Origin of the sequence: Burkholderia sp. IT-111MI5 (genome assembly GCF_949752865.1) — a bacterium.
GTDB lineage: Bacteria > Pseudomonadota > Gammaproteobacteria > Burkholderiales > Burkholderiaceae > Burkholderia > Burkholderia pyrrocinia_C.
The window spans coordinates 43,239-55,550 of the sequence record NZ_CATKIF010000016.1 but is presented as its reverse complement, the minus strand read 5'-3'; the positions used below and the strand labels follow the sequence as shown (position 1 = coordinate 55,550).

The 12,312-nt window shown below is 66.9% G+C and carries 11 protein-coding genes and 1 other RNA gene; 4 read left to right on the top strand and 8 right to left on the bottom strand.

The genetic code is table 11. The features are described 5' to 3' along the window. Nucleotides 1-5 precede the first annotated feature (5 nt). Genes ACM6JT_RS16915 through lipA form a run of 3 tightly spaced genes read left to right on the top strand, consistent with a single transcriptional unit; the run spans nt 6 to nt 3,098 of the window. On the top strand, nt 6-1,010 hold the full coding sequence (locus ACM6JT_RS16915; protein ID WP_072437216.1) for an alpha-ketoacid dehydrogenase subunit beta: 1,005 nt from the start codon (nt 6-8) through the stop codon (nt 1,008-1,010). Nucleotides 1,011-1,014: 4 nt separating this feature from the next. Next, nucleotides 1,015-2,130, top strand: a complete 1,116-nt coding sequence (locus ACM6JT_RS16910) for an acetoin dehydrogenase dihydrolipoyllysine-residue acetyltransferase subunit (RefSeq protein WP_414856892.1) — start codon at nt 1,015-1,017, stop codon at nt 2,128-2,130. Between the two features lie 2 nt (nt 2,131-2,132). Beyond that, a complete protein-coding gene (gene lipA / locus ACM6JT_RS16905) occupies nt 2,133-3,098 on the top strand; it encodes a lipoyl synthase (protein WP_034181265.1) in 966 nt (321 codons plus the stop codon). An 11-nt stretch (nt 3,099-3,109) separates the two neighbouring features. On the opposite strand, the gene ACM6JT_RS16900 is transcribed toward lipA, so the two are convergent. From ACM6JT_RS16900 to trxA, 8 genes are all read right to left on the bottom strand, one after another. Next, nucleotides 3,110-4,468, bottom strand: coding sequence for an MATE family efflux transporter (locus tag ACM6JT_RS16900; protein WP_414856891.1), 1,359 nt, complete (start codon nt 4,466-4,468; stop codon nt 3,110-3,112). A 2-nt stretch (nt 4,469-4,470) separates the two neighbouring features. Further along, the gene (locus ACM6JT_RS16895; RefSeq protein ID WP_105392279.1) at nt 4,471-6,303 is read right to left on the bottom strand and encodes an ArnT family glycosyltransferase; all 1,833 of its coding nucleotides are present in this window, start codon (nt 6,301-6,303) and stop codon (nt 4,471-4,473) included. 145 nt (nt 6,304-6,448) lie between these two features. After that, nucleotides 6,449-6,709, bottom strand: coding sequence for a type B 50S ribosomal protein L31 (locus tag ACM6JT_RS16890; protein ID WP_006753671.1), 261 nt, complete (start codon nt 6,707-6,709; stop codon nt 6,449-6,451). 157 nt (nt 6,710-6,866) lie between these two features. Next, nucleotides 6,867-7,700: a zinc-dependent peptidase gene (locus ACM6JT_RS16885; protein WP_131947881.1), complete on the bottom strand. Its 834-nt coding sequence runs from the start codon at nt 7,698-7,700 to the stop codon at nt 6,867-6,869. 38 nt (nt 7,701-7,738) lie between these two features. Beyond that, entirely contained in the window at nt 7,739-9,295 is a 1,557-nt protein-coding gene (locus ACM6JT_RS16880; protein ID WP_131947882.1) for an MFS transporter, read from the bottom strand. Then, nucleotides 9,292-9,792 carry a MerR family transcriptional regulator gene (locus ACM6JT_RS16875; protein WP_131947883.1) on the bottom strand — a complete coding sequence of 167 codons (501 nt, stop codon included), beginning with the start codon at nt 9,790-9,792 and terminating at the stop codon, nt 9,292-9,294. Before ACM6JT_RS16875 ends, ACM6JT_RS16880 begins: the two co-directional genes overlap by 4 nt. 132 nt (nt 9,793-9,924) lie before the next feature. Then, complete coding sequence (gene rho / locus ACM6JT_RS16870; protein ID WP_006478662.1) at nt 9,925-11,187, bottom strand: transcription termination factor Rho; 1,263 nt, start codon at nt 11,185-11,187, stop codon at nt 9,925-9,927. Between the two features lie 194 nt (nt 11,188-11,381). Further along, nucleotides 11,382-11,708 (bottom strand): thioredoxin TrxA, encoded by a 327-nt coding sequence (trxA, locus tag ACM6JT_RS16865; RefSeq protein ID WP_006402348.1) that lies wholly within the window; start codon nt 11,706-11,708, stop codon nt 11,382-11,384. A gap of 389 nt (nt 11,709-12,097) precedes the next feature. Here trxA and ffs point away from each other — a divergent pair. Continuing rightward, nucleotides 12,098-12,196: signal recognition particle sRNA small type (ffs, locus tag ACM6JT_RS16860), an RNA gene on the top strand. The last annotated feature ends 116 nt before the right edge of the window (nt 12,197-12,312 follow it).

The window sequence follows — 12,312 nt, the reverse complement described above, 5'->3', positions numbered from 1 at the left end:
CAGACATGGCAAGGAAGATCACTTATTCGCAGGCGATCAACGAGGCGCTCGCGCAGGAAATGGCGCGCGACGACAGCGTGATCGTGATGGGCGAGGACAATGCGGGCGGCGCGGGCGCGCCGGGCGAGGACGACGCGTGGGGCGGCGTGCTCGGCGTGACGAAGGGGCTGTTCCACAAGTTTCCGGGCCGCGTGCTCGATACGCCGCTTTCCGAAGGCGGCTACATCGGCGCGGCGGTCGGCGCGGCCGCGTGCGGGATGCGGCCCGTCGCGGAACTGATGTTCATCGATTTCATGGGCGTGTGCTTCGACCAGATCTTCAACCAGGCCGCGAAATTCCGCTACATGTTCGGCGGCAAGGCGGTGACGCCGGTCGTGATTCGCGCGATGTACGGCGCCGGGCTGCGCGCGGCTGCGCAGCACTCGCAGATGCTCACGTCGCTGTTCACGCACATCCCGGGGCTGAAGGTCGTGTGCCCGTCGACGCCGTACGACGCGAAGGGGCTGCTGATCCAGGCGATCCGCGACGACGATCCCGTGATCTTCCTCGAGCACAAGCTGCTTTACACGCGCGAGGGCGACGTGCCGGAGGAGTCCTATGCGATTCCGTTCGGCGAGGCGAACGTGATGCGCGACGGCGACGACGCAACCATCGTCACGTACGGCCGGATGGTGCATCTCGCGATGGATGCAGCCGCGAAGCTCGCGAAGGACGGCATCCAGGTCGACGTGATCGACCTGCGCACCACGTCGCCGCTCGACGAGGAGACGATCCTCGAAAGCGCGGCGCGCACCGGGCGCGTGGTGGTCGTCGACGAAGCGAACCCGCGCTGCTCGATCGCGACCGACATCGCCGCGCTCGTCGCGCAGCGCGCGTTCCGAACGCTGAAGGCGCCGATCGAGCTCGTGACCGCGCCGCATACGCCCGCGCCGTTCGCGAGCGTGCTGGAAGACCTGTATATCCCGTCCGCCGATGCGATTGCGCAGGCGGTCCTGAAGACGAGGAGCTGACACGATGTCGATTCACATGATCACGATGCCCAAGTGGGGGCTGTCGATGGAGCAGGGGCAGGTCAACGGCTGGCTGAAGGCGCTCGGCGAACGCGTGACGAAGGGCGACGAAGTGCTCGACGTCGAGACCGACAAGATCTCGTCGGGCGTCGAATGCGCGTTCGACGGCACGCTGCGCCGGCAGGTCGCGCAGGAGGGCGAGACGCTGCCGGTCGGCGCGCTGCTCGGCGTCGTCGCGGCGGCCGAGGCGAGCGATGCCGACATCGATGCGGCGATCGCCGAGTTCCAGCGCGATTTCGTGCCGAGCGCGGCGTCCGACGAAGCGGCGGGCCCGCAGCCCGAGAAGGCGCAGATCGGCGGCCGCACGGTGCGCTTCCTGAAGCTCGGCGACGGCACGGGCACGCCCGCCGTGCTGATCCACGGCTTCGGCGGCGACCTGAACAACTGGCTGTTCAATCACGCGGACCTCGCCGCGCACCGGTCCGTGTGGGCGCTCGACTTGCCCGGTCATGGCGAGTCGGGCAAGGCGGTAGACACGGGCAGCCTCGACGAGCTGGCCGACGCGGTGCTCGCGCTGCTCGATGCGCAGCACATCGAGCGCGCGCACCTGATCGGCCATTCGATGGGCGGCGCGGTCGCGATGGCCGCGGCCGAACGCGCGCCGCAGCGCGTTGCGTCGCTGACGCTGATCGCGAGCGCGGGGCTCGGCGCCGACATCAACCGTGCCTATATCGACGGCTTCGTCGCCGGTAACAGCCGCAATACGCTGAAGCCGCACCTCGGTGCGCTGTTCGCGGACAACGCGCTCGTGACGCGGCAGCTCGTCGAGGATCTCGTCAAGTACAAGCGGCTCGAAGGCGTGCAGGCCGCGCTGGAAAAGATCGCGAACGCCGCGTTCGACGGCGCGGCGCAGCGGCGCGTGTTCCGCGACCGGCTCGCGTCGCTTGCGCCGCGCACGCTCGTGATCTGGGGCGAGCGCGACCAGGTAATCCCCGCGCAGCACGCGCAGGGCTTGCCGGACGGCGTGCGCGCCGAGGTGATCGCCGGCAGCGGGCACATGGTGCAGATGGAGGCGGCCGCCGACGTGAACCGCCTGATCGTCGCGTTTCTCGGAGACTGACGATGGCCGCCGCGCTCGAACGACCCAGCCTCACGGCGCTCGGCCAGCCGGGCGCGAGAAGCCGCGACAAGCTCGCGCGCATTCCGGTGCGCGTCGAGCCCGCGGCCGGCGCGGCGCTGCCGAAGCCGCCGTGGCTGCGCGCGCGGCCGATGATGAGCGCGGCGGTGGCCGACATGGCGGCCGTGCTGCGCGACCATCGGCTGCATTCCGTCTGCGAGGAGGCGATGTGCCCGAACATCGGCGAATGCTTCGCGCAGCGCACCGCGACCTTCATGATCATGGGCGGGCTGTGCACGCGGCGCTGCCCGTTCTGCGACGTCGCGCACGGGCGTCCCGAGCCGCTCGATCCCGACGAGCCCGCGCGGCTGGCCGATGCGGTCGCGGCGCTCGGGCTGCGCTACGTCGTGATCACGTCGGTCGACCGCGACGACCTGCGCGACGGCGGCGCCGCGCATTTCGCCGCGTGCATCGCGGCGGTGCGCGCGAGCGTGCCGGGTATCGGCGTCGAGGTGCTGACGCCGGACTTCCGCGGCCGCGTCGCGCGCGCGCTCGACGCGCTGTCGTCGGCCTGGCCGGACGTGTTCAACCACAACATCGAGACGGTGCCGTCGCTGTATCGCGCGGCGCGGCCGGGCGCCGACTATCGCGGCTCGCTCGAACTGCTCGCGCAGGCGAAGGCCGCGCGGCCGACGCTCGTGACGAAGTCGGGGCTGATGCTCGGGCTCGGCGAGCGCGACGACGAGGTGCGCGACACGCTGCGCGACCTGCGCGCGCACGAAGTCGACGTGCTGACGCTCGGCCAGTATCTGGCGCCGTCCGAGCACCATCTGCCGGTGCGGCGCTACGTGAGTCCGGACGCATTCGCCGCGTGGCGCGAAGAGGCGCTGGCGCTCGGTTTCAGGGAAGTCGTAGCCGGTCCGCTCGTGCGGTCGTCCTATCACGCGGCCGACGTGCTGGCGGATGCGTAGCGGGCGGCGCGTCAGGCCGGCTGAGTCGATACGCGCGCGCGGCTCACGTGGCGCAGGTAGAACACGAGCCCGGCGCCCGCGAGCATCAGGCTGACGGTGTTCGCGAACCAGAAGCCGCGCGCGCCCGTCAGCCATGCGGGCGCGATGCCGCCGACGTCGAAGCCGAGCACGTAGCCGCCGCTGAGTCCGACGCCCCACAGCGCGACCGCATAGATCACGGTCGGCACGATCGCGACCTTGTACGCGCGCAGCACGAACGCCGACGTGACCTGCAGCGCATCGAACACGTGGTAGCACGCGACGATCGCGACGAGCGGCAGCGCGGCCGCGGCGACGGCCGGGTTCGGCGTATAGCCGCCGACGATCAGCGGGCGCAGCGTGAATACGAGTACGCCGTATGTCGCGGCCACGCCGCACGCGAACATCACGCTGTGCCGGCCGAGCAGCCGTGCTTCCTCGGGGCGTCCGGCGCCGAGCGCGCGCGCGACCAGCGTCGAGGCTGCCACGCCGATCGACAGTGGTGTCATGTACAGCACCGCACCGATGTTGCCGGCGATCTGGTGGCCGGCGAGCGTCGTCGTGCCGAATTGCGCGATGAACAGCGCCATGCAGGTGTACGACGTGACCTCGATCAGGTACGACAGGCCCATCGGCACGCCGAGTTTCAGGATCGCCTTCTGGCGCTCCCAGACGGGCCAGCAGAAGCGCGAGAAGATCGCGAGCGGCGCGAACACGTCGAGCTTCGCGAGCAGCGTATAGCCGATCAAAGCGAGCGCCCAGTTGATCAGCGTGCTGGCGAGCCCGCAGCCGGGGCCGCCGAGCGCCGGCACGCCGAACCCGCCGAAGATGAACCACACGTTGAGCGGAAACTTGAGCAGCAGCGCGCCGATCTGCAGGATCATCGCGAGCCGCGGCTTGCCGGCCGCGTTGGTCAGCGCGTTGTAGATGCGGAAGACGAGGCTGGCGGGCAGCCCGTACGACAGGATGCGCAGGTAGTCGACGGTGCGGTCGTGCAGCGCGGCGGGCGTGTGCGCGATGTGCAGCAGCGGCTCGGGAAAATGCAGCAGCAGGAAGCCGGGTATCGCGAGCAGCAGCGCGAGCCACAGCGCCTGGCGGACTTCCTCGCCGATCTCGGCATAGCGTCGCGCGCCGTACAGTTGTCCGGTGATCGGCTGCAGCGCGGACAGGATGCCCGTCAGCCCGATATAGATCGACACGTAGATCGACGAGCCGAGCCCGAGCGCGGCGAGATCGGTGGCCGAGTAGCGGCCGACCATTGCGGTGTCGATCACGCCGAATGCGATGATCGCGAGCTGGCCGACCAGCACCGGCCACGCGAGACCGACGATCCGGCGGATGTCGCCGAACATCGTCAATCGGCCGCCTGGCGGCGCGGCGGGCGCCGCTTGACGGGCGTCTTCGGCCGTTCGATGCGCTCGTACAGGCGGAAGCGTTCGTCGCGATCGGCGACGCGGCGGCCTTCCCACACGAGACGCCACACATATTGCGACATCGCACTCGGCTCGCCGAAGTCGGAACGGTCCTGGCGCAGGATCACGTCGCAGTCGCCGGAGAAATCGAAGTGCATGTTGCCGAAGTACGCGAAGGTCGCGATCTGCGCATCGCCGAGCCGCACCGGCGAGATGCACTCGTAGTCGGACGGCAGGTGCAGCGCGATCTGTTGCGCGACATCGCGATAGGTTCGGCCGTAGTTGACGATCGGCAGCCACAGCGTCATCAGCAGCACCCACATCAGCGTGGTGCCGGCGCCCGACAGCACGACGCTGCGCCACAGCACCTTCGGCTGCCGCGAGACGCGCCAGCGCACGAGCACGCACCAGCACACGGTGACGATCACCGCGCAGATGAACGACAGGATCTTGAAATGCGGTTCGTAGCCCGGCACGAGGCGTGCGAGGTTGCGCGCGAGCGGATGCGGGAAGCCCGTGAGCGACGCGAGCCACACGAGCCATACGAAGGTGCCGAGGATCGTGAAGCTCAGTACCGCGAACCAGTCGAACGCGTTGATCGCGCCACGCTTGAGGGTCGGCAGCGCGAACGTCGCGAGCACCGCGAGCGGCGGCAGCAGCAGCATGTACATGCGATTCGACTGCTGGCTCTGCAGGATCACGAGCGCGACGAGCGGCACGGCGACCGACAGCGGAATCGCGATGTGCGCGCGGCGGCGCATGCCGGCCCAGCTCCACCACGCCCAGATCGCGAGCGGCCACGCGGGCCACGTGAACAGCGGCAGGTTCTTCGCCGCATACGCGAGCACGGCGGTCGGCGGGCCCGAAAAGCGCATCAGGCTGCCGTGGATCCACTGGTTGAAGAACCACGCGGCGTCGTCGGGCGCCGCGACGAACGCGGCAAGCGGCCACAGCGCGAAGATCGCGGCCGCGAGCGGCACGCCGACCAGCGGCAGCCGCAGGTTGCGCATCTCGGGCGTGACGAGCCACAGCGCGGCGGTGCCGGCGAGCAGCGCGACGACCAGCACCGGGTTGCCGGACAGCGCGACGAGGCCGATCGCGAGGCCCCACCACAGCGCGCCCTGCATCGGCTTGTCGATGCCGCGCACGATCCCGTACACGAGCATCGCGATCCACGCGAACTGGGCGACCTGCGGCGTCGTCTCGTGCCCGCGTTCCGCGAGGCCGAAGCATGCGACGAGGACCAGCAGCGCGCCGTCGGCGAGCGTTCGGCCGTAGTCGCGCGGTTCCGGCTCGCCGCCGAATGCGTACTTGAACGGTTGGACCTCGGCGCGCCGGCCGAGCAGGTAGGCCGCGTACCAGACGAATGCGCACGCGACGCAGAACAGCACGCCCGTATCGATGCGCGACGCATTGCTCGCATCGACCCACGGGCCGAGGCCGCGGATCGACAGCGCACCGAGCCAGTAGCCGAGCGGCCCGTCGGTCGTGATGAACTTGCCGACGAGGTTCGGTAGCAGCCAGTCGTGCCAGCCGCCCTTGGCCATCGTCCACATCACGCCGAAGCCCGCCGCGTCCTCGTTCTTCCACGGGTCGCGGCCGAACAGGCCGAACGCGGCATAGACGAAGCAGAGCGTGAGCAGCAGCCAGCGCGGCAGCGCACGCGTGGCGGAGGCGGTGAGACGGACGACAGGCTTCATGCAGATGAGCGTTTTGTTATGGGCAGGCGGCCGGCGCGGGTGCGCGCGGTCGAGCCGGTTTCGAGCATCCGGCATTGTAGACGCGCCGGCTGCTGCGCGTCAGGTCGTTGCCCGGACGCCGGCCGGCGCTTTTCCGGCGAGCAGAGACAAAAAAGGGCAGCCTGGGCTGCCCTTTTTGTGCGATACCGGTGCGTTGCAACCACCGGATGCGGTGCGAAGCTTACTTCGCCTTGCCGCTGGCGCGTACGCCGAACTTGTTCTTGAACTTCTCGACACGGCCTGCCGTGTCCATGATCTTTTGCTGACCCGTGTAGAACGAGTGCGATTCCGACGACACTTCGATCTTGGCGAGCGGGTAGGTCTTGCCGTCGAGTTCGATGTTTTCGCGCGTCTGGATCGTCGAGCGCGTGATGAACTTGAAGCCGTTCGACATGTCTTGGAAGACGACTTCGCGGTAGTTCGGGTGGATGCCTTCTTTCATGGTCTTTCCTTGGTGAGAGCGGTAGCCAACCCGCCGCTTGCCGTGCCGGAGCGCGCACATTGCGCATACCAGACGACGCCAAGCCCGGCGCGAGCCACTTGCCTAAGGTCGAAAAACGGCGATTATGCCAGAAAATCAGATGGTTGACGAATAATTTTCACGGCGCGTCGAGCGCGCCGGTGCCGGCCGGATCCTGCCGGTAATAGCGGGCGAGCAGCCGGTACAACTCCGGAAATTCGGACTCGAACGCTTTCGGCCGCACGAACAGCGCCTCGCTGCACACTGCGAAGAATTCCGACGGGTGGTCGGCCGCATAGGGATCGATCAGCGATTCCCGCTCGAAGCGCGCCCACGCGCGCTCCGGCACCGCGTCGACGCGCGCGCAGAACTGGTCGTACGCATGTTCGAACACGTCGGCCCACGCCTGCGCATCGAGGTGCGGCGCGTGCCAGCGGCGAAAAAGGGGCGGATAGCCGTCGGCCGCGCCGTTGACCATGTCGATCTTGTGCGCGAACTCGTGGATCACGACGTTGTACGCGTCATGGCCGTCCGTCATCTGCGCGTCTTCCCACGACAGGATCACGGGGCCGCCTTCCCATGCCTCGCCGCTCGCATCCTGCTCGACCTCGTGGACGACACCGTCCTCGTCCTGCACGGTCTTGCGGATCACGAATTCGCCCGGATACACGACGACGCCGACCCAGCCGTCGTACAGCGACAGGTCGAGATTCAGCACCGGCAGGCAAGCCTGCGCGGCGATCGCGACGATCATCGCGTCGGTCAGTTCGAGCCCGTGCGCGGTCGAAAACGATTTCTTCGCGATGAACAGGCTCGTCAGCTCGCGCAGCCGGCCGAGCGCATCGGGCGACAGCGTCGCGAGGAACGGCAGGCGCTCGACGGTGTCCTGCCACAGCGCGTCGGGGATCGGGTGGCTGCGCAGCGCGCGGTCGCGGCGGCGGTCGTCGAACCAGCGGGTCAGTTTCGATAGCATGGAGGCTGCGGACGGAAATCCAAAGCCTGTCTTTTAACTCAATCGATCTCTTTTTGCCATGCCGCGAAGAGGCCGCCGACGAGCGCGACGCCCGCCAGGAAGTAAAAACCGTCGAGCGACGCGAGGAACGACGCTTGTTGCGCGACCATGCGGGCGATGGCGGCGATCGCGAGACCGTGCGCTTCGTTCAGCGCATGCCCGGCGGCCGCATAGCTGCGCGTCAGGGCGTCGACGGTCTGCTGGAACATCGGGTCGAACACGTTCGCGCGCTCGACGAGCCGCGTCTGGTGCACGGCCACGCGATGCTGCTCGACGATGATCACCGACGACGTCGCGAACGAGATCGTCAGTTGCCGCACGATGTTCTTCAGCCGGTAGCCGTGCGTGTACTCGTCGATCGCGAAGATCCGGAACGTCAGGTTGGCCACCGGCAGCACGATGAAGAGCAGCAGCAGCCCGCGCAGCAGCAGCGGGACGATCAGCGCGGCTTCGCCGACCTGCGGCGTCATCCGCGTCATCCACAGCGCGGCCGTGACGGCGATCGCGAACCCCGGCACGACGAACCACTTCTTGTGCGTGACGAATTTCGCGTAGCGCAGGTACGCGAACAGCGCCGTGGCCGAAATCAGCGACATCGTGCCGACCAGGCGCCCGGCGTTCTCGACCGGATAGCCGAGCCCGCCTTCGAGAAACCGCGATGTCAGGTAACTGAAGCCCGTCGTCTCGTAGTAATAGAACATGTAGAGCAGCAGCCCGACCTGGAACGTCCGCTCGCGGAACGCATGCAGCCGCACGAGCGGCGTCGGGTGATGCCACTGGTGATACGCGAACCATGCGAGTGCGCCGATCCCCGCGATCGTCAGCAGGATCAGCATCGGCGAGCCGCTGTAGAGCTGGTAATGCACCTGCTGCAGCACGATCTGCAGTGCTCCTTGCGCGAGCGCGAACACGACATACGGCCAGAAGTGTCCGGAGCCGCGTTCGTCGTCGGGTGTCCGGCCCGAATCGGGCAGCGTGAGCAGCGCAAGGATCGCGAACGCGATGCCGGCGGGCGCCGTGCACGCGAACAGCGCGCGCCATGTCGAATGCGCGACGAGCAGCCCGCCGACGATCGGCGCGAGCGCACTGCCGAGCAGGATCATGATCAGGAACGCGCGCGTCGCGGGCGGCCGTTCCTGCGGCTTGAAGCTGATCTGGATCAGGATCCGGCACGCGCCCATCATCGGGCCGATGAAATAGCCCTGGAAACCACGCGCGAACGCGAGTTCCAGCGACGTGTCGGCAAGCGCGGCCGCGATCGCACCGAACGAGAACATCAGCATGCAGCCCGCAACGTAGCGGCGATGCCCGAGCCGGTCGACCCACCATTGCTGCTGCAGGATGCCGAGTACGGCCGTGATCGCGTACGCGCTCGACGACCACACGAGTTCGTCGGGCGATGCGTTGATGCCGCCCGCGATGTAGCTCGCGAAGAACGAGAAGACCGCGTTGTCGAAGTAGTCGATGCCGGTGACGAGCGCGAGCGCCCACGGGAGCAGGTCCGCGCGCAGGTTCGCACGGCTCCACAGCGGCGAGCGGCCGGGCACCGCGTTCATTCGCGATCCTTGCGCGTGCGCCGCGCGCCGGCTTCGGCCCGCCGCTGCGCGATCAGCGCATCGGGGTTTTCGCCGGCGAGACGCCGCTCGACGTAGTCGATGTCGTGCTGCAGTTCCTTGCGCAGCGCGACGGCTTCCTTCAGTTCGCGCTGGACGGCCGCGATTCGCCGGTCGAGCGTGTCGATCTGCTCGGCGAGGCCGGTGCGGATGTCGCGCAGCGACGCATCCGAATAGCGGCGCCGGCCGTCGCCCGTTTCTTCCAGCGGGCGCTTCAGCATTTCGGTGATGCCATGCAGCGAGAAGCCGAGCGCACGCAGCCGCAGGATGCGCGCGAAACGTTCGAGATCGGCTTCGTCGTAGAGGCGGTAGCGGCCTTCGCTGCGCGACGGCGTGACGAGCCCGCGCTCTTCGTAATACTTCAGCGTGCGCGGCGTGACGCCGAGCCGCGATGCGGCGTCGCTCACGGTCAGCAGCGGGGTGGAGGCGTTGTTCGGCATCGGGTGGCGGGGAGAGTCGGTCGGGGCGATGCCGCGATTATAGATCAACCTGTACGTTCACGTTCAGGTTGAGACCGAAAAACGGCCGCCGGGCAGGATGCGCGGGCGGCCGTTCGTTGCGGGGCGGGGCGATCAGCCGCCGCGGCGCATCAGATCGAAGAACTCGGAGTTGCTCTTCGTCTGGCGGATCTTGTCGAGCAGGAATTCCATTGCCTCGACTTCGTCCATGTCGTGGATGAACTTGCGCAGCACCCAGATCTTTTGAAGGATCTCGGGCTTGATCAGCATTTCCTCGCGACGCGTGCCCGACTTGTTCAGGTTGATCGACGGATACACGCGCTTTTCCGCGAGGCGGCGCTCGAGGTGCACTTCCATGTTGCCGGTGCCCTTGAACTCTTCGTAGATCACGTCGTCCATGCGGCTGCCGGTTTCGATCAGCGCGGTGCCGATGATCGTCAGCGAGCCGCCTTCCTCGATGTTGCGCGCAGCACCGAAGAAACGCTTCGGACGCTGCAGCGCGTTGGCGTCGACACCGCCCGTCAGCACCTTGCCCGATGCCGGGATCACGGTGTTGTATGCGCGTGCGAGGCGCGTGATCGAGTCGAGCAGGATCACGACGTCGTGCTTCATTTCGACGAGGCGCTTGGCCTTCTCGATCACCATTTCGGCGACCTGGACGTGGCGCGTGGCCGGTTCGTCGAACGTTGATGCGATCACTTCGCCGGCGACCGAGCGCTGCATTTCGGTCACTTCTTCAGGGCGCTCGTCGATCAGCAGCACGAACAGGATCACGTCCGGGTGGTTCTGCTTGATCGCGTGTGCGATGTGCTGGAGCATCACGGTCTTGCCCGACTTCGGCGACGCGACGAGCAGGCCGCGCTGGCCCTTGCCGATCGGCGCGATCATGTCGATGATGCGGCCCGTGACGTTTTCCTCGCCGCGCATTTCGCGCTCGAGCGACAGCGGCTTGTTCGGGTGCAGCGGCGTGAGGTTCTCGAACATGATCTTGTGTTTCGAGGCCTCGGGCGGCTGCCCGTTGACTTTGTCGACCTTCACCAGCGCGAAGTAGCGCTCGCCGTCCTTCGGCGTGCGGACTTCACCTTCGATGGTGTCGCCGGTGTGCAGGTTGAAGCGGCGGATCTGCGACGGGCTGATATAGATGTCGTCGGTGCTCGCGAGGTACGACATTTCCGGCGAGCGCAGGAAGCCGAAGCCGTCCGGCAGCACTTCGAGCGTACCGTCGCCGAAGATCGTCTCTCCCGTCTTGGCGCGCTTTTTAAGAATGGCGAACATCAACTCCTGCTTGCGCAGGCGGTTCGCGTTTTCGATCTCGAGGCCATTGGCCATTTCGATCAGTTCGGACACGTGCAGAGACTTGAGCTCGGATAAATGCATACGGAGAACCCGCCAGGGAGGAGAAGCGACGAAAGAAATAAGGGAGGAGGGCGAGCGGAGGCGCTCAGAGACTTAAATGCGTCTTGTAGACGTTTTTTAATTCTAGCATAGGCCGATTCGCGCTTGAGCGGCCGATCGGCGGCTTGACGACGGACGTGTTGCCGGTTGACAACACGTCCGCGGAACTGCCGGTATTACAGGTGGCTGTCCAGGAATGCGGTGAGCTGCGACTTCGACAGCGCGCCGACCTTCTGCGCGGCGGCCGCGCCGTTCTTGAACAGGATCAGCGTCGGGATGCCGCGCACGCCGAACTTCGCGGGCGTGGCCTGGTTGTCGTCGACGTTGATCTTTGCGATCTGCAGCTTGTCGCCGTAGTCCTTCGCGACTTCGTCGAGGATCGGGGCGATCATTTTGCACGGGCCGCACCATTCGGCCCAGAAATCGACGAGCACGGGCTTGTCGGACTTGACGACGTCCTGTTCGAACGATGCGTCGCTGATGTGTTTGATCTGTTCGCTCATTGGGTCAATACCTCTTACGGTTCGGGGACTGCCTGCTTGCGCGTTGCGGCGTACCGGCCGCCGTAGGCTGCCGGCCGCTGCGGCAGGTCACTCCGCTCCCGGAAAGGAGGGGCGTAAGCGCTGCATGCCGCGGCTCGCGGGTCGTTCGGGCGTCATATTAGCCTAAATTGCTATCTGCTGCGGGCAGCGATAGTAGCCGCTACGCGAGTAGGGGTACGACGCGACGTTCGACCGTTGTGCCCTGCAGGTGGAGGCCGGCTCGCGAATTACAAGGGGGTGGCATATATGTAGCGATTCCGGGCGCCGGACACGCGCCGGCTGGCAGGGTTGTTCGCATTGGTGCGAACAAACGGTCGCATTCATCCGCAAGCGGTGATAGAATATGCCGTGACGGGCCTCCTCGCATGGTGGGGCGGTGAACCTGGTCAGGTCGGGAACGAAGCAGCCACAATCGTTTTCCGCCAGTGCCGAGGGTCGGGCTCGTCACCTTCCTTCTCGCCCCGTTCGCAGGGCGTTTTTTATTTCCGCGTCACACTCCGTTTTACCTGCACTTTGCCCGTCTTTCGCACCGTTTCGCGTGTCGGCGCAACGCAGCGTTACTGAT